The following is a 16,667-nucleotide window of genomic DNA, read 5'->3' as shown; positions in this document are numbered from 1 at the left end:
GGGAGATGTAAAGCATATTAAGTGATCTAATACGCAACAATAACGCAACAATCACAGGAAGGAGAGAAAAAAGGTGCGCCCGAAGACGCACCAGTTGTTGCAAAATCAGCACTGTGGGGCGTAATTACCCCTTGCCTTTTACACTGCTGATAAAGGTGGAACGGGCAGATGTCGAGCCCAGGCGTTCAGCTTCATCAAGCAGTTTTAACGCCTTATCAACATCACCTTTCGCGACAGCGTTTTTAATCGCGGTATTAAAATAACTTTCCGTGTCGTTGAGCATAGGTTCACTTTTCTTCGCCGGTGCCGGTGCCGGAGCAGGTACGGCTGCGGCTGGTGCCGCCGTGTTGCCTACCGTAACCGGAGCCGGAGCGGAAGAACCAAATAGAGGCCCCACCAACACGCTGGAGCTGGAGTTGGTTTTCACTTTCAGTTTCAGCAGACCATCAGTGGTATGACGGGCAACCGGGTCTGGAATATCCGGCACCGAGTTACCGACGCCTTTGGCATAGGCTTTTGCCGGATCGAGCAGTTGCGTCGTCTGCTGGAGATCTTTTTCAGTGGTAAAGACCAGTACATAAAGTTTCTGCTGCCCCAACGCCGGTGTCAGGCGCATAACGCCTTCCAGACGATCTGCACTCATCACACCAGGTTCCTGGTAGGTGAAATAACTGCTGGGAAAGAAGGCCGATGGTGTCATGTTCTGATCAAGAATCAGCACGTTCGGTGCAAATACGCTGGTTTGTTTGTTCACTTCACTGGTCAGAGTCAGGGTCAGCTCGCCAATGTTTGCCGGGACGCTGTATGCGGCGACTGGACCGCTGATGCCAGGGACGTTCAGTTGTTGCCCGCCAGTTGCCAATTGGGTGGTCTGGGTTTTAGATTGATCGACTGGCGTCCAGGTTAATTGTTGCAGCGCGGCAGATGGAATGGCTGGCGCATCGCTGGTGTTTTGCGGCACGTAGTTAACATCGGCAAGGCTGATTCCAGGCGCGCTTGCCAGCAACCCTGCTGATAAACAGAGGGCGATGAGACTTTTATTCATTTTCATTGTTTTCACCTCAAAATCTGGAGTTCAGCGGTAGCCAGGCAATAGCGCGCTTAACCCGATAATCAGAGGGGCTTACGCCCCTTATAGATAATGACAACCTATTTTTATGCCGGATGCGGCGTAAACGCCTTATCCGGCCTACATTCGGCAGCGGTTGTAGACCTGATAAGACGCGACTGCGTCGCATCAGGCATTGGTTGCCGGATGCGGTGCAAGCACCTTATCCGGCCTACACATTGCTATTACCACCAGATTTCCATCTGGGCACCGAAGGTCCACTCATCGCTATCACCGCGACCGAAGCTACCGCCTTCGAAATTCGCCGGAACAGCTTTGCCGTAGTTCGGGTTGGAAGAAGAGCTACCGTTGTAGTCATAACCCCATTTCTCATCCCACTTGGCGTAGGTTGCGAAGACACGAATAGCCGGGCGTGACCAGATGCTGTCGCCAGCCTGCCATTGTTGTGCGAGGGTGATTTTGTACTGATTGTTCTTGTCGCCAGTACGCTGGGATTCGACGTTGTCGTAGCCCACTTCCAGCAAGGTACTCATGATAGGCGTCCACTTGTACATTGGACGAATACCGACGGTCCACCATTTGGTGCCGTTGTCGTTATCCCAGTTGATATCCTGGTACATACCCACGTACATCATGTCCCAGTTGTCGCCCATGGAGATCGCACCGTGATCGAGGATACGCAGCAGGTGACCGTTATTGTTGATATTGTAGGCAAATTTTTCGTTATCAAACGCAACGCCAGAACCCTGCGACAGACCTTTACCCTGCGAGGTCATCGAGTCAGTAGCGTACTGAACAACAAACTTGTTGAAGCCTTTCAGGATGCTCTGGGTATGCTCGGCAGTGAACATCCAGCCATCTTTCGATGCGCCATCAACCAGACGATAGTTATCACGCAGGTTAGCGCGACCGTAGTCGACACCCAGCTCTAAGGTGCCACCAGGGTTAATTTCCATCTGCGCTAAACGCACGTCGAAGACGTCGTTCGCAGTCTCATTGGTATAGTCATAGATATTGTTGCTGGCGAAAGAAGAAGAACCGCCCGCTTCAGAAGAACGCGTTGCTGCCAGAGAAAGTTTACCGAAGCCAACGTCGATGTTTTCCAGACCGGCACCAGGACCAGAAATATCCCAGTAGTAGAAGTCGATCATATGAACGTCATGACGCTGATAGAAACGCTTACCGGCCCAAATGGTGGCACCAGGCAGCCATTCAATCAGGTTTTTCCCCTGCACGTTCGCTTCACGGAAGGCCGGATCGGTGGCTTCCCAGTCATTCTGTTGTGCTACGGAATAGGCCACGTTAGTGTCGAAATAGAAGCTCTTATCGCCCTCTTTCCACACTTCCTGACCCAATTTTAATTCAGCATAAGTTTCACATTCGTTGCCAAGACGGTATTTACTTTGAGCGCCAGTGGTCTGGAAACACTGTTGTTCACCGCCGCTCCCTGTCCAGCCGATCCCGGAACGAGCGTAACCGTGGAAATCCACAGCCATTGCCTGAGCAGACATTACGCCTGCTGCGACGGCAACCGCCAGAGGAAGTTTGCGCAGAGTAATCATCATTCTATCTCCTGAGTCATTGCTTTTCTTTTTTCACATCGCCTGTCACAGGCTTTGTGTCTTTTTTAAGGGTGCTTAAACGCCCGGCTCCTGATGCAGTCGACGACATGCAGTGCCATCCTCACGGAACAGATGGCAACGCTCTGGCGGCAGGCCGATAGCGAATGTGGCACCTTCTTCTACCAACACCACGTCAGACTGGCGGTACACCAGGTTTTGACGAATGGAAGGGATCTGGATATGAATTTGCGTTTCGTTGCCGAGCTGCTCGACCACCTGAACTTCACCCTCAAGGATGACGTCGGCGATATCGCTTGGCAGTAAATGTTCTGGGCGAATGCCCAGCGACATGTTGGCGCCGACCTGAACGTTATGGCTTTCAACCGGCAGCCAGACCTGCTGGAGGTTTGGCATCGGCAGCTCAACCTGGACTTGATCGATTGCAACGGCAGTTACTTTCACCGGCAAAAAGTTCATCTTCGGTGAACCGATAAAACCGGCGACAAAGCGGTCGGCCGGATAGTGATACAACTCAAGCGGCTTCCCGACCTGCGCCACGCGACCGGCGTCCAGCACCACGATTTTGTCGGCCAACGTCATCGCTTCGACCTGATCGTGGGTGACGTAAATCATCGTGCGCCCCAGGCGTTTATGCAGACGGGAAATTTCGATACGCATCTGTACACGCAGCGCGGCGTCAAGGTTAGAAAGCGGTTCATCGAGTAAAAACACGCTTGGCTCGGCCACCAGCGTACGACCAATCGCCACACGTTGACGCTGTCCGCCGGAGAGCGCCTTCGGTTTGCGATCCAGCAAATGCGCCAGTTGCAGCACTTCCGCCACCTGGTTAACACGCTGGTTGATGACCTCTTTCTTCGCGCCTGCCAGTTTCAGGCCAAAAGACATATTTTCTGCCACAGACAGATGGGGATAGAGCGCATAGGACTGGAACACCATGCCGACGCCGCGTTCTGCTGGCGGGGTGTCATTCATTCGTTTTTCATCGATGAACAGGTCGCCGCTGGTGATCGTCTCAAGACCGGCAATCATGCGCAGTAAAGTAGATTTACCGCAGCCAGATGGTCCGACAAACACCACGAACTCACCTTCGTGGATGTCGAGGTTGATATCTTTCGATACCACCACATCCCCCCAGGCCTTCGTTACATTTTGTAGCTGTACGCTCGCCATGCCCTTCTCCCTTCGTTACAACCTGTCATCGACAGCAACATTCATGATGCAGTGACTATGCGTCATCGGAAGATGGCTTAAATCCTCCACCCCCTGGCTTTTTTATGGGGGAGGAGGCGGGAGGATGAGAAGATGGGGTCTGCATACTAATCCGAGGGAAAGTAAGGAAATTCGTGATATTGCTTGCAAAAAACATGGCAATTTTGTGTGCGCCTTCCCGCAATACTGCTGTTTCTGCGATGTAGATCACATAAAACGAAGGTGGGGCGTAGGGGCAAGGAGGATGGAAAGAGGTTGCCGTATAAAGAAACTAGAGTCCGTTCAGGCGTTTTCACAAGCACTTCACCAACAAGGACCAGAGATTATGAAAATAAAAACAGGTGCACGCATCCTCGCATTATCTGTTTTGACGACGATGATGTTTTCCGCCTCGGCTCTCGCCAAAATCGAAGAAGGTAAACTGGTAATCTGGATCAACGGCGATAAAGGCTACAACGGCCTCGCAGAAGTGGGTAAGAAATTCGAGAAAGATACCGGAATTAAAGTCACCGTTGAGCACCCAGATAAGCTGGAAGAGAAATTCCCTCAGGTTGCGGCCACTGGCGATGGTCCGGACATTATTTTCTGGGCGCACGACCGCTTTGGTGGCTATGCCCAATCTGGCCTGTTGGCTGAAATCTCCCCAGACAAAGCGTTACAGGACAAGCTGTATCCGTTTACCTGGGATGCTGTACGTTATAACGGCAAACTGATTGCTTATCCGATAGCCGTTGAAGCGTTATCGCTGATTTATAACAAAGACCTGCTGCCGAACCCGCCAAAAACCTGGGAAGAAATCCCGGCGCTGGATAAAGAACTGAAAGCGAAAGGTAAGAGCGCGCTGATGTTCAACCTGCAAGAACCGTACTTCACCTGGCCGCTGATTGCTGCCGACGGTGGTTATGCGTTCAAGTATGAAAACGACAAATACAATGTGAAAGACGTTGGTGTGGATAATGCTGGCGCGAAAGCAGGTCTGACCTTCCTGGTTGATCTGGTTAAAAACAAACACATGAATGCGGATACTGATTACTCCATCGCAGAGGCGGCCTTTAACAAAGGTGAAACGGCGATGACCATCAACGGTCCGTGGGCATGGTCCAACATTGACACCAGCAAAGTGAACTACGGTGTGACGCTGCTGCCGACCTTCAAGGGACAACCTTCCAAACCGTTCGTTGGCGTTCTGAGTGCAGGCATTAACGCTGCCAGCCCGAACAAAGAACTGGCGAAAGAGTTCCTCGAAAACTACCTGCTGACTGACGAAGGGCTGGAAGCGGTAAATAAAGATAAACCGCTGGGCGCCGTGGCGCTGAAGTCTTACCAGGATCAGCTGGCGAAAGATCAACGCATTGCCGCCACTATGGATAACGCCAAGAACGGTGAAATCATGCCGAACATCCCGCAGATGTCCGCCTTCTGGTATGCCGTGCGTACCGCAGTGATCAACGCCGCCAGCGGTCGTCAGACTGTTGATGCCGCGCTGAAAGATGCACAGGGTCGTATCACCAAGTAATGCTGCTAAATGCCGGATGCGGCGTGAACGCCTTATCCGGCCTACGAAACCGAAACATATGTAGGCCTGATAAGACGCGTCAGCGTCGCATCAGGCGGTTGTTGTCGGAGCGGCGTAATGCTTCATCCGACCTGGAAAAACGAACTGTACGTAAGCCTGATAAGACGCGCCAGCGCCGCATCAGGCAGTTGTTGCCGGATGCGGTGTAATCATTTATCCGTCCAGGAATGAGGAAGAACCCCATGGATGTCATTAAAAAGAAACATTGGTGGCAAAGCGACGCACTGAAATGGTCAGTGTTAGGTCTGCTTGGCCTGCTGGTGGGTTACCTTGTTGTTTTAATGTACGCACAAGGGGAGTACCTGTTCGCCATTACCACGCTGATTTTAAGTTCTGCGGGACTGTATATTTTCGCCAACCGGAAAGCCTACGCCTGGCGCTATGTTTATCCGGGAATGGCAGGAATGGGGCTGTTCGTGCTCTTCCCTCTGGTGTGTACCATCGCCATTGCTTTTACCAACTACAGCAGCACTAACCAGCTAACTTTTGAACGCGCCCAGGAAGTTCTGTTAGATCGTTCCTGGCAAGCGGGCAAAACCTATAACTTCGGGCTTTATCCGGCAGGTGATGAGTGGCAACTGGCGCTCACCGATGGCGAAACCGGTAAGCATTATCTCTCCGACGCCTTTAAATTTGGCGGCGAGCAAAAGCTGCAACTGAAAGAAAGCGCCACACAGCCTGAAGGCGAGCGCGCAAATCTGCGCGTGATTACCCAAAATCGTCAGGCACTGAGCAACATTACCGCTATCCTCCCGGATGACAACAAAGTGATGATGAGCTCCCTGCGCCAGTTCTCTGGCACACAACCGCTCTACACACTGGGCGATGACGGTACGCTGACCAATAACCAGAGTGGCGTAAAATATCGTCCGAATGACCAGATCGGCTTTTACCAGTCCATCACCGCCGATGGCAACTGGGGCGACGACAAACTCAGCCCCGGTTACACCGTGACTACCGGCTGGAAAAACTTTACCCGCGTCTTCACCGACGAAGGCATTCAGAAACCGTTCCTCGCGATTTTCGTCTGGACCGTGATGTTCTCACTGATCACTGTCTTTTTAACGGTTGCAGTCGGCATGGTGCTGGCCTGTCTGGTGCAATGGGAAGCGTTGCGCGGCAAAGCTATCTACCGCGTACTGCTGATTCTGCCCTACGCGGTGCCATCGTTTATTTCCATTTTGATTTTCAAAGGATTGTTCAACCAGAGCTTTGGTGAAATCAACATGATGCTGAGCGCGCTGTTTGGCGTGAAGCCCGCCTGGTTCAGCGACCCGACTACCGCACGGACGATGCTGATTATCGTCAACACCTGGCTAGGTTATCCGTACATGATGATCCTCTGCATGGGCTTGCTGAAAGCGATTCCTGACGATCTGTATGAAGCCTCAGCGATGGATGGCGCAGGTCCATTCCAGAACTTCTTTAAAATCACGCTGCCGCTGCTGATCAAGCCGCTGACGCCGCTGATGATCGCCAGCTTCGCCTTTAACTTTAACAACTTCGTGCTGATCCAACTGTTGACCAACGGTGGCCCGGATCGCCTTGGCACCACCACGCCAGCCGGTTATACCGACCTGCTCGTTAACTACACCTACCGTATCGCCTTTGAAGGCGGCGGAGGTCAGGACTTCGGTCTGGCGGCAGCAATTGCCACGCTGATCTTCCTGCTGGTAGGCGCGCTGGCGATAGTGAACCTGAAAGCCACGCGAATGAAGTTTGATTAAGGGAGATAACAAAAATGGCAATGGTCCAACCGAAATCACAAAAAGCACGTTTGTTTATTACTCACCTGCTACTGCTACTTTTTATCGCGGCGATTATGTTCCCGCTGCTGATGGTCGTCGCAATCTCGCTGCGCCAGGGGAACTTCGCGACAGGCAGCCTGATCCCGGAACAAATCTCGTGGGATCACTGGAAACTGGCGTTAGGCTTTAGCGTTGAACAGGCCGATGGTCGCATTACGCCACCGCCATTCCCGGTACTGCTGTGGCTGTGGAACTCGGTAAAGGTCGCCGGGATTTCCGCGATTGGTATCGTGGCGCTCTCCACCACCTGCGCCTACGCCTTCGCCCGTATGCGCTTCCCTGGCAAAGCGACGCTGCTGAAAGGAATGCTGATTTTCCAGATGTTCCCGGCGGTACTCTCACTGGTGGCGTTGTATGCGTTGTTTGACCGTCTGGGTGAGTACATTCCGTTTATCGGTCTGAATACCCACGGCGGCGTTATCTTTGCTTACCTGGGCGGGATTGCGCTGCACGTCTGGACGATTAAAGGTTATTTCGAAACGATCGACGGCTCGCTGGAAGAAGCGGCGGCGCTGGACGGTGCGACACCGTGGCAGGCCTTCCGCCTCGTACTGCTGCCGCTGTCAGTACCGATTCTGGCGGTGGTGTTCATCCTGTCGTTTATCGCTGCCATTACTGAAGTTCCGGTCGCGTCGTTGTTACTGCGTGACGTGAACAGCTACACCCTGGCCGTGGGAATGCAGCAATACCTCAACCCGCAAAACTACCTGTGGGGCGATTTTGCCGCCGCTGCCGTAATGTCTGCATTACCGATCACCATCGTCTTCTTGCTGGCTCAACGCTGGCTGGTCAACGGCCTGACGGCAGGTGGTGTGAAAGGTTAAAGATGTTGTTCTGCCAATGTTATGCCGCTGCACCCTCAACTTACGTTATCCCAACTTGTGACTGTTATTCGGCGCTCCACGGAGCGCCTTTTTTTACTCCCGCTTCAGCCGTTTCGAATTACACAACCACAGGGTGATCACCAGTAGCAGGATCGCTGCCGAGTAGATCAACACATCCAGCGGCGATTTATGATCGACGATGATCAAGCGCACAATGGCGGTGATCCCGATATAGACAAAGTAACGCAAGGGAAAGTGAAAACCGGACTGGAAGTACTTCACAATCAGGGCGATAAATTCGAAATAGAGAAAGTAAACCACCAGCCCTTCCACCAGCTCATATTTGCTGGTTTGTTCTGGCGCGAACAGCACATCAGCCAGATGCACCGTTTCTTTGCCGAGGAAGACAACCAGAATCAGGCCGAGGCACAACAGGCCAAGATTGAGTACGGTCTGCAAAATGGTGGAGATAAACTCCACGCGCGGACGAGATAACGACGTCATAACAGCCCTCCAACTCAGTGGCGAGCTTCCTGTATAACGCAAAAATGTGACGGGGATCTATATTTTTTGTGTATGTTTTGTTCAACCTGGTGTTAGGACGCCCCCACCAACATCGGATGTGCCTACCCGTAGGCTGGATAAGCCGCGCCTGGCGGCGCATCCGGCAAGACAAACCGCACCATAGCCTGTACTGCAAAAATCACCCATTCAGGTGATTCCCAGCCACCAGCAATACGCGAAAAATCGACAATGTTCCTCTGGAACAAATGAAACGTAACCTGATAAAGGTGGTAAAAATGAAGCCTTATTTTGCTGCTTTGATGTTATCAGTCTCTGTTCTTCCTGCTTATGCTGGTCCGCTCGGTACTGCTGATAAAGCCGACCTACCGCAAAGCAATGTCTCCAGCCCAATGATGGCCCAGTCGCTCAGGCAACCAGACCTGCAACCGATATCGACGGACAGGAAGACAGAATGTTTTCGCCTTTACACACCAGATCGCAAACCGGGGGTGAACTGCGTTCCTGATGGCTCAACAGGTCATTAAGAATGAGGGTGCCAGAGATTGCGAAAACTGGCACCTTTCCCATGACTTAGCGGAAATTCACGCTTCGGTCGCTGGTCATATCATACAACTGGAACTTACGCCCAAGTTGCTGACCACCGTCACGCGTCAGCGGCGTCCAGCCAATTGCCGCACGGCTGCGTGTCGGGCCAGACGAGAAGAGATCCAACGGTACAGAGACATACACGCCTTTGGTGAAGTCCCCTTCGCCGTACTCCTCTTTCGAAACATTCGTGATCGTGGCATAGCCACCCACCACCACGCCGCTATCAAAGCGTTTGGCGATCTCCAGCGTGCCGCCTTTATCGCCTGCCAGATACTGCCCGACGCTGGCTTTCACTAACACATCCTGAGCGAAAGATGGCGTCCAGTATGCGGTCAGATGTCCGGTTTTCACGCTGTAGTCGGTGAATTTCATCATATCTTTTGCACTACGCCAGTCGCGCTGTTTAACGTAGTTGGCGTCCAGACCAAACGCCCAATTGCTATCCAGCGGACGATACAACACCTCTGCCCCCGCGCCGCCAAACATGGTTTCGAGATAACCACCGTAGACCTGACCATAGAAGCCGTTGCCCAGATGCTGGAAGTAGTTGGCTTGCAGGTTATTCACATAGACATCGTTCTGCACATACTCGCGCACATGGGTACGAACGCGCGGTAAGTGCGAGTCCTGCGGTGGATTGGTGTAGTTAAACTTGTCGTAATTGTTGGCAAGGTTAGCAAACAGGCTGCCGGTGGTGAGCAGATGGTCCGTCAGCCACAAATCCGCCGTTCCCATCACGCCCAGTTGGTACATGTAAAAGTTTTCCGGGCCACCGACTGACTGGTTCAGCACAGGATCGATATGGAAATCAAAGCGCGATTTGTCGATATACCAGCCCTGCTCGGTGGACTGCGGAACCACCGGCTCGACGCGTTTTTGCGCCAGCTTCGTTTCATGCCCAAGCGGCTCGCCGGCGAGATGGTTTTTCAGGCTGGCGACATCGGTTTCCGTCATCACCTGCGGCATGTTAAGGCGATTTTCCGTGATACGGATCGTTTTGATCCCATCCGGCAGATCGTTCATCACGATCCGATTAGCGCGAATGATCCCTTCGCGCGAATCACGATATTTCACCTGCTCGCCGGTAACATACAGCGTATCGCCTTTCGCCTGGATCTGCGGATCGGCCAGTCCGGCGTTATATTTCAACAGTGTTAGCTGATTCGCCACCACCGAATGCTGCAAAATGGCATCCTGTGGCTGCGGTTGATATTGCGGGCGGGCGTTATCGTTGTACGAAGGACGTAGATCGTTAAAGTTGGTGCGCAGCGTAACGCCAAACATAAAGGTGTTGCCACGTTCATAGCTAAGGTTAACGTCGGCCCAATCGGTAACGCGATAAATCGCCCCGACGTTAAACTTACTTTTTTGCTCCAGCTTCCCGGCAAAATCCTGCTGATAATTATTGCCTTCATACTCCAGTTTCAGGCGCAGCGGCTGCCAGGGGGTCTGGTATTCCACGCCGCCAAACAGTGAGGCTGGGCCGTGGAACATCTGGCTGCCGTCGATAGATCCCGCCTGTTTGTAGCTGTTATCGCGATAGCAATATTTATCACTGGCTGAACAGAGCGGATTTTTCACATTACCGCTGGTGCCCAGATATCCCCAGCCCAGGCCGAGTGTAAAATCGAACGGCCCCCAGGCTTTGCTGGCGACCAGATATTCCGCATCAAACAGCCCCGTACCGCCGATATCCCGCGCACCAACCGCCACTTGCGGCAGCCAGTAACTCTCTTCCCACAAACGCAGTTTGAGATCGAAGGCTTTATCTTTATACGTTTGATCGCCAGAGAACGCTTCGACGCTGCTGTACTGCCGGGTGCGCACGTCAGTGTAGCGCAGCGTTGTTTCCAGCCATGGGAAGAGTTGCACTGAAGCAGAGTAATAACGGTACTGATCGTTATCACGATAGTTCAAACTCAACTCCCCTTCCCGCGCCATACGGGCGGTAGGCGTTTGTAACAGACCGACGCCGCCGAAGTCCGATTGCGATGGGCCAATAGGCGCAGGATACGTTTCGCCGTAGCAGGCCGTGCTAATGCCCAGCGCCAGTAAGCTAAGCAGATGTCTTTTTTTCATTATTGTGGTATCCGCTGCGTCAGAGTCTGAAGAATGTCGGCGTTCAGGGCATCAGGCGTCTTACTCCAGGCGGAGTCCGCCAGGCCAACATAAATAATGCTGCCGGGCATCGGCTCTACGTGACGCTTGTTCCAGTAAGCCACCGGCGCTTTTTGCGTGCGTCCATCCGGATAAACGACCCACGCGTAGCTGCGATCTGCACCGCTAAGCAGGTTCTGACCGGAGAGATAGCTCGCCACGTCGCGACCTGGAGTGAATGGCTGCTTGCCAGGACGGCTGATAAGCCCGAACAACGTGACCGTGGACGGCGCGGAACCCACCCACAGCGTGTAATTACCCTGCAACGGCGGGTTGCCGCGTTCGGCAACGCGGACGATATCGGGATCAAGATTGATTTTTTGCCTGCCCGTCACTTTCAACGCCTGAATTTGCTGGCGTAAGGCGTTGATCGCGGCTGCATCGTCGGCGCTGGAATCTGCGGCCTGTTCTGCCAGCCGCGTCAACAACGCCTGCTGCTGCCGCAATGCTGCCGCCGTTGCCCGCTCTTCGCTAATCACCGCACCAGGCCACCAGCTGTTTGCCAGCCGTGGTTGGCCTACCAGATCGATTAAATGCTCTGCGCCCGTCAGCGTTTTGGCCTCACTGCTGCCATTGCTGAACACCTTGACGGTTCCCGCCGCGAAGACTGATGACGCCCCCGCACTCAAAAGCAACGCGACAATAGTTTGTTTAATCATTGTTTTGCCGCCTTGATGAGAGTGGTTTTCACCGGGAAGTAATCCGCGCCGAGATACTGTTCCGACTGGCGAATTTGCCCTTCGCTGTCGATCCAGTAGCGGTTATGCCATCGCGCCTGGTCGGTGGAGACTTCTTCGTCCAGCACGCGAACCGGGGTTTCATCGCTGCCGACTTTGACGGTATCGGTGCCAGCCCATTTGAAGACCGAGCGTGCGGTGGCGTAGCGCACCTGCTGGTACTCGGTCCAGCCCATCGTGCGCGTCCAGGTTGCGCCATCAACGATTTGTGCAGGTTTGATCAGCGGATCGGCAGCAAGGTTATTCACCTCAATCAGGTTGTCGCCGCCGAGCAGAGTCTTCACCAGACGGCCATGTTGGGTAACGAGAGTGGCCTGATCCTGAGTGACCCATTTTTGTTGTCCGTTTTCAGCGAAGGCCAGCACCACAAATAACTGCGGCCCGCCATTAAGCTGCATGTACTGGCTGGCGTAGGGCATATTTTGAATATCATCGTCAGTCAGCTGTACGCCTGGCGTGCCGAACAGACTGTCCCACAGTGAATTGCCCAGCTCTTTAGTCGTGGCTGAACACGCCTGTAATAACAGGCAGATAAGAATGAGTGCAGGTCGCTTCACGACTCTTCTCCAGAGGGGGCAGAATAACCACACCGGAGTGTGGTTATGGTAAATCCCTTCATACTTCAAGCCACAGATGCAATGACTCGAATTATTTTGGGGATACATACGTTATTACTGGGTACTGGTGGTCGTGGTTGTGGTGGTCCCGGTATTAGAACCATCGCCGCCACCGGTTGCCGCGAGCGCGACACCCACCGCCGAGCTTACGGTGCTGACGCTGGTCGCGGAGGAACTACCCGCCGAAACCGACGTTGCTGCCGACCCTGCCGCTTCGCCCACCTGTACAGGTGCAGCCCACGCAGAAGTCGCCGCAAGCGCAGATATGGCAAAAATGCCATACAGAACTTTTTTCATAACAATTTCCCTTCATTGAATGAATGGAGATTTACCCAAAAACATTTCGGGCGGAATCGAGTATACACAACTAAAGCATGTGGATTACGGCGTGGGGAATTAGTTATGGGGTTTTAGGATAATTGGAATGAATAGCAAATATAAGCTTCGACTTATATTTAAATAACACTAAAAATCATAAGCTTAAAATAAAAACAAAAGCAATTGATCTGCGTATTTTCCGAAATTAATCACGATTAAAAATATATTTTAGGATTAACCTCACGGTATGATTTCCGTTAAATCACAGACAAGGGGATTTATCTGATAAAAAAATGCCGACATAACGTCGGCATTGTTATTAAGGTTTTTAAATTAACCGCGCCACGCTTTATAGCGGTTAATCAGACCATTGGTCGAGCTATCGTGGCTGCTGATTTCTTTGTCATCTTTCAGCTCCGGCAGAATGCGGTTAGCCAGCTGTTTACCCAGCTCCACGCCCCACTGGTCAAAGGTGAAGATGTTCAGGATCACGCCCTGAGTAAAGATTTTGTGCTCATACAGCGCAATCAACGCCCCCAGGCTGAACGGGGTGATTTCGCGCAGCAGGATGGAGTTGGTCGGACGGTTACCTTCGAACACTTTAAACGGCACTACATAGTCGAGCGTCGCCGGATCTTTACCCTGATCGCGATATTCCTGCTCTACCACTTCGCGGGATTTACCAAACGCCAGCGCTTCGGTCTGGGCGAAGAAGTTAGACAGCAGTTTCTGGTGGTGATCAGAGAGCGGGTTATGGGTGATAGCTGGCGCGATGAAATCGCATGGCACCATTTTGGTTCCCTGGTGGATCAGCTGGTAGAACGCGTGCTGACCGTTAGTACCTGGCTCACCCCAGATAATCGGGCCAGTCTGGTAATCCACGACGTTACCGTTACGGTCAACGTATTTGCCGTTGGATTCCATATTGCCCTGCTGGAAGTACGCCGCAAAACGGTGCATATACTGGTCATACGGCAGAATCGCTTCAGTTTCCGCGCCAAAGAAATTGTTGTACCAGATGCCAATCAGCGCCAGCAATACAGGCAAGTTTTTCTCTGCTGGAGTAGTGGAGAAATGCTTGTCCATGGCATGTGCGCCGGAAAGCAGTTCAACGAAGTTATCAAAGCCGATGGAGAGAACAATCGACAGGCCAATCGCTGACCACAAAGAGTAACGACCGCCGACCCAGTCCCAGAACTCGAACATGTTGGCGGTATCAATACCAAACTCGCCAACGGCTTTCGCATTGGTGGAAAGCGCCGCAAAGTGTTTCGCAACGTGCTTCTCATCACCTGCCGCTTTCAGGAACCAGTCACGTGCGCTATGGGCATTGGTCATGGTTTCCTGAGTGGTGAAGGTTTTAGACGCCACCAGGAACAGCGTCGTTTCCGGGTTCACTTTTTTCAGCACTTCTGCGATGTGAGTTCCGTCAACGTTAGAAACAAAGTGCATGTTCAGGTGATTTTTGTACGGACGCAGTGCCTCAGTCACCATGTACGGGCCGAGGTCAGAACCGCCGATCCCGATGTTCACCACGTCGGTGATTGCTTTGCCGGTATAACCCTTCCACTCACCGGAAATAATCGCTTGCGAGAAGGTTTTCATCTTCTCCAGCACCGCGTTGACTTCCGGCATTACGTCTTTGCCATCAACCAGAATCGGCGTATTGCTACGGTTACGCAGTGCCACGTGCAGCACGGCACGGTTTTCGGTGCGGTTGATCTTCTCGCCAGAGAACATCGACTTAATCGCGCCCGCCAGATCGCACTCTTTCGCCAGATCCTGCAATTTCGCCAGCGTTTCTTCGGTGATGCGGTTTTTGGAGTAATCCACCAGCATCTGATCGTCGAAGGTTGCGGAGAACTTAGAAAAACGATCGCCATCTTTAGCAAAAAGATCGGCGATCGTAACGTCTTTCATTTCATCGAAGTGTTTCTGTAGTGCCTGCCAGGCAGCGGTCTGCGTTGGATTGATGTTTTTCATTAGCAATACTCTTCTGATATTGAGAATTGTGACTGTGGAAGATTGTAGCGCCAGTCACAGAAAAATGTGATGGTTTTAGTGCCGTTAGCTCAGCTAACTACTGAAGAGGATAAAAAGTATAGACGTTATAAGCACAATTTCTGACCACGCCCGCTGCATGAATAATCCGCATAATCCCAGCGTTGACACACTCCCCTACACCTTTTATTTATAAATACGGTCTGCGCCTGCACCGGTTTCTATTTTGCCTTTGTGCCAAGGTCGCTTCTTTCATTCCCTGACACGAGGTTGTTATGCCCGATATTGTTGTCTCCAAATTTGGTGGTACTAGCGTGGCTGATTTCGACGCCATGAACCGCAGCGCCGACATTGTGCTTTCTGATGTGAATGTTCGTTTGGTTGTGCTTTCTGCTTCTGCGGGGATTACCAATCTGTTGGTTGCACTGGCTGAAGGTCTGGAACCGGTTGAGCGTTTCGAAAAACTCGATGCTATTCGCAATATTCAGTTCGCCATTCTGGAGCGTCTGCGTTACCCGAACGTCATCCGTGAAGAGATTGAACGTTTGTTGGAGAACATTACTGTTCTGGCCGAAGCGGCGGCACTGGCAACATCTCCGGCACTGACGGATGAACTGGTCAGCCACGGCGAACTGATGTCTACTCTGCTGTTTGTTGAAATCCTGCGCGAACGCGATGTCCAGGCGCAGTGGTTTGATGTGCGTAAAGTGATGCGCACCAACGACCGTTTTGGTCGTGCGGAGCCAGATGTTGTTGCACTGGCGGAACTGGCTGCGTTGCATCTGACTCCACGGCTCAGTGAAGGTTTAGTCATCACCCAGGGCTTTATTGGTAGCGAAAGTAAAGGGCGTACAACAACACTTGGACGTGGCGGCAGCGATTATACGGCAGCCTTGTTGGCGGAAGCCTTACACGCATCTCGCGTTGATATCTGGACTGACGTCCCTGGCATCTACACTACCGATCCACGCGTGGTGCCGGCAGCAAAACGCATTGATAGAATCGCTTTTGAAGAGGCCGCTGAAATGGCGACCTTTGGCGCGAAAGTGCTGCATCCAGCGACGTTGCTGCCCGCAGTGCGCAGCGATATTCCGGTATTTGTCGGTTCCAACAAAGACCCACGTGCTGGCGGTACGTTGGTGTGTAATAAAACCGAAAATCCACCGCTGTTCCGTGCACTGGCTCTGCGCCGTAAACAAACGCTATTAACCCTGCACAGCCTGAATATGCTGCATTCCCGTGGCTTCCTCGCGGAAGTTTTCGGTATCCTCGCGCGGCATAATATTTCGGTGGATTTAATTACTACGTCCGAAGTGAGCGTGGCATTAACTCTTGATACTACTGGTTCAACTTCTACCGGCGATACATTGTTGACGCAATCACTGCTGATGGAGCTTTCAGCACTGTGCCGTGTAGAAGTGGAAGAAGGCCTGGCACTGGTGGCGCTGATTGGTAACGACCTGTCCAAAGCCTGCGGCGTCGGCAAAGAAGTATTTGGTGTGCTGGAACCGTTCAACATCCGCATGATTTGCTACGGCGCGTCCAGCAATAACCTGTGCTTCCTGGTGCCAGGTGCTGATGCAGAGCAGGTAGTGCAGAAATTGCATAGTAATTTGTTTGAGTAAAAACAGCGCGGCCCGGATGAAGTGCCCGGG

The 16,667-nt window shown here is 52.5% G+C and carries 15 protein-coding genes; 5 read left to right on the top strand and 10 right to left on the bottom strand.

Annotation, left to right across the window (positions count from 1 at the left end; genetic code table 11):
- Positions 1–124: 124 nt before the first annotated feature.
- The 3 genes from malM to malK all read right to left on the bottom strand — a co-directional run bounded on the left by malM (position 125) and on the right by malK (position 3,822).
- Positions 125–1,051: a maltose operon protein MalM gene (malM, locus tag A7589_RS00215; RefSeq protein ID WP_010355979.1), complete on the bottom strand. Its 927-nt coding sequence runs from the start codon at positions 1,049–1,051 to the stop codon at positions 125–127.
- Between the two features lie 242 nt (positions 1,052–1,293).
- On the bottom strand, positions 1,294–2,634 hold the full coding sequence (gene lamB, locus A7589_RS00210) for a maltoporin LamB (protein WP_000973648.1): 1,341 nt from the start codon (positions 2,632–2,634) through the stop codon (positions 1,294–1,296).
- Positions 2,635–2,706: 72 nt separating this feature from the next.
- Positions 2,707–3,822, bottom strand: a complete 1,116-nt coding sequence (gene malK / locus A7589_RS00205; RefSeq protein WP_000179159.1) for a maltose/maltodextrin ABC transporter ATP-binding protein MalK — start codon at positions 3,820–3,822, stop codon at positions 2,707–2,709.
- 364 nt (positions 3,823–4,186) lie between these two features.
- On the opposite strand from malK, the gene malE reads away from it, so the two are divergent.
- From malE to malG, 3 genes are all read left to right on the top strand, one after another.
- Complete coding sequence (malE, locus tag A7589_RS00200; RefSeq protein ID WP_000695404.1) at positions 4,187–5,377, top strand: maltose/maltodextrin ABC transporter substrate-binding protein MalE; 1,191 nt, start codon at positions 4,187–4,189, stop codon at positions 5,375–5,377.
- Between the two features lie 242 nt (positions 5,378–5,619).
- The gene (gene malF, locus A7589_RS00195) at positions 5,620–7,164 is read left to right on the top strand and encodes a maltose ABC transporter permease MalF (protein WP_010352841.1); all 1,545 of its coding nucleotides are present in this window, start codon (positions 5,620–5,622) and stop codon (positions 7,162–7,164) included.
- Positions 7,165–7,178: 14 nt separating this feature from the next.
- On the top strand, positions 7,179–8,069 hold the full coding sequence (malG, locus tag A7589_RS00190) for a maltose ABC transporter permease MalG (protein ID WP_001252052.1): 891 nt from the start codon (positions 7,179–7,181) through the stop codon (positions 8,067–8,069).
- A 93-nt stretch (positions 8,070–8,162) separates the two neighbouring features.
- Here malG and psiE read toward each other — a convergent pair whose 3' ends face one another.
- Together psiE and A7589_RS22890 are read right to left on the bottom strand one after the other, a co-directional pair.
- Positions 8,163–8,573 carry a phosphate-starvation-inducible protein PsiE gene (psiE, locus tag A7589_RS00185; protein WP_000202902.1) on the bottom strand — a complete coding sequence of 137 codons (411 nt, stop codon included), beginning with the start codon at positions 8,571–8,573 and terminating at the stop codon, positions 8,163–8,165.
- Between the two features lie 122 nt (positions 8,574–8,695).
- The gene (locus A7589_RS22890; RefSeq protein WP_000487762.1) at positions 8,696–8,839 is read right to left on the bottom strand and encodes a hypothetical protein; all 144 of its coding nucleotides are present in this window, start codon (positions 8,837–8,839) and stop codon (positions 8,696–8,698) included.
- On the opposite strand from A7589_RS22890, the gene A7589_RS00180 reads away from it, so the two are divergent.
- Positions 8,840–9,118: a periplasmic protein gene (locus tag A7589_RS00180; protein WP_001295279.1), complete on the top strand. Its 279-nt coding sequence runs from the start codon at positions 8,840–8,842 to the stop codon at positions 9,116–9,118.
- Between the two features lie 46 nt (positions 9,119–9,164).
- Here A7589_RS00180 and A7589_RS00175 read toward each other — a convergent pair whose 3' ends face one another.
- The 5 genes from A7589_RS00175 to pgi all read right to left on the bottom strand — a co-directional run bounded on the left by A7589_RS00175 (position 9,165) and on the right by pgi (position 14,994).
- Entirely contained in the window at positions 9,165–11,261 is a 2,097-nt protein-coding gene (locus A7589_RS00175; protein WP_000745763.1) for a YjbH domain-containing protein, read from the bottom strand.
- Positions 11,261–11,998 (bottom strand): capsule biosynthesis GfcC family protein, encoded by a 738-nt coding sequence (locus A7589_RS00170; protein ID WP_000595549.1) that lies wholly within the window; start codon positions 11,996–11,998, stop codon positions 11,261–11,263. Before A7589_RS00170 ends, A7589_RS00175 begins: the two co-directional genes overlap by 1 nt.
- On the bottom strand, positions 11,995–12,633 hold the full coding sequence (locus A7589_RS00165; RefSeq protein ID WP_000828337.1) for a YjbF family lipoprotein: 639 nt from the start codon (positions 12,631–12,633) through the stop codon (positions 11,995–11,997). The genes A7589_RS00170 and A7589_RS00165 overlap by 4 nt, the downstream gene beginning before the upstream one ends.
- Positions 12,634–12,747: 114 nt before the next feature.
- Positions 12,748–12,990 carry an exopolysaccharide production protein YjbE gene (gene yjbE / locus A7589_RS00160; RefSeq protein WP_000757333.1) on the bottom strand — a complete coding sequence of 81 codons (243 nt, stop codon included), beginning with the start codon at positions 12,988–12,990 and terminating at the stop codon, positions 12,748–12,750.
- A 354-nt stretch (positions 12,991–13,344) separates the two neighbouring features.
- Positions 13,345–14,994: a glucose-6-phosphate isomerase gene (gene pgi, locus A7589_RS00155; protein ID WP_000789996.1), complete on the bottom strand. Its 1,650-nt coding sequence runs from the start codon at positions 14,992–14,994 to the stop codon at positions 13,345–13,347.
- 293 nt (positions 14,995–15,287) lie between these two features.
- Between pgi and lysC the strand changes: the two genes are divergently transcribed.
- Positions 15,288–16,637, top strand: a complete 1,350-nt coding sequence (lysC, locus tag A7589_RS00150) for a lysine-sensitive aspartokinase 3 (RefSeq protein WP_108188674.1) — start codon at positions 15,288–15,290, stop codon at positions 16,635–16,637.
- Positions 16,638–16,667 lie beyond the last annotated feature (30 nt).

Source organism: Escherichia sp. MOD1-EC6475 (assembly GCF_003046645.1).
Taxonomy (GTDB): Bacteria; Pseudomonadota; Gammaproteobacteria; order Enterobacterales; family Enterobacteriaceae; genus Escherichia; species Escherichia ruysiae.
Note: the sequence above shows the minus strand (reverse complement) of the source record. Positions and strands in the feature narration are given on the sequence as shown.

What these genes read in the sequence shown, in the direction of transcription:
- malM (WP_010355979.1), bottom strand. Translation starts at nt 1,051, where the DNA reads ATGAAAATGAATAAAAGTCTCATCGCCCTCTGTTTATCAGCAGGGTTG.
- lamB (WP_000973648.1), bottom strand. Translation starts at nt 2,634, where the DNA reads ATGATGATTACTCTGCGCAAACTTCCTCTGGCGGTTGCCGTCGCAGCA.
- malK (WP_000179159.1), bottom strand. Translation starts at nt 3,822, where the DNA reads ATGGCGAGCGTACAGCTACAAAATGTAACGAAGGCCTGGGGGGATGTG.
- malE (WP_000695404.1), top strand. Translation starts at nt 4,187, where the DNA reads ATGAAAATAAAAACAGGTGCACGCATCCTCGCATTATCTGTTTTGACG.
- malF (WP_010352841.1), top strand. Translation starts at nt 5,620, where the DNA reads ATGGATGTCATTAAAAAGAAACATTGGTGGCAAAGCGACGCACTGAAA.
- malG (WP_001252052.1), top strand. Translation starts at nt 7,179, where the DNA reads ATGGCAATGGTCCAACCGAAATCACAAAAAGCACGTTTGTTTATTACT.
- psiE (WP_000202902.1), bottom strand. Translation starts at nt 8,573, where the DNA reads ATGACGTCGTTATCTCGTCCGCGCGTGGAGTTTATCTCCACCATTTTG.
- A7589_RS00180 (WP_001295279.1), top strand. Translation starts at nt 8,840, where the DNA reads ATGAAACGTAACCTGATAAAGGTGGTAAAAATGAAGCCTTATTTTGCT.
- A7589_RS00175 (WP_000745763.1), bottom strand. Translation starts at nt 11,261, where the DNA reads ATGAAAAAAAGACATCTGCTTAGCTTACTGGCGCTGGGCATTAGCACG.
- A7589_RS00170 (WP_000595549.1), bottom strand. Translation starts at nt 11,998, where the DNA reads ATGATTAAACAAACTATTGTCGCGTTGCTTTTGAGTGCGGGGGCGTCA.
- yjbE (WP_000757333.1), bottom strand. Translation starts at nt 12,990, where the DNA reads ATGAAAAAAGTTCTGTATGGCATTTTTGCCATATCTGCGCTTGCGGCG.
- pgi (WP_000789996.1), bottom strand. Translation starts at nt 14,994, where the DNA reads ATGAAAAACATCAATCCAACGCAGACCGCTGCCTGGCAGGCACTACAG.
- lysC (WP_108188674.1), top strand. Translation starts at nt 15,288, where the DNA reads ATGCCCGATATTGTTGTCTCCAAATTTGGTGGTACTAGCGTGGCTGAT.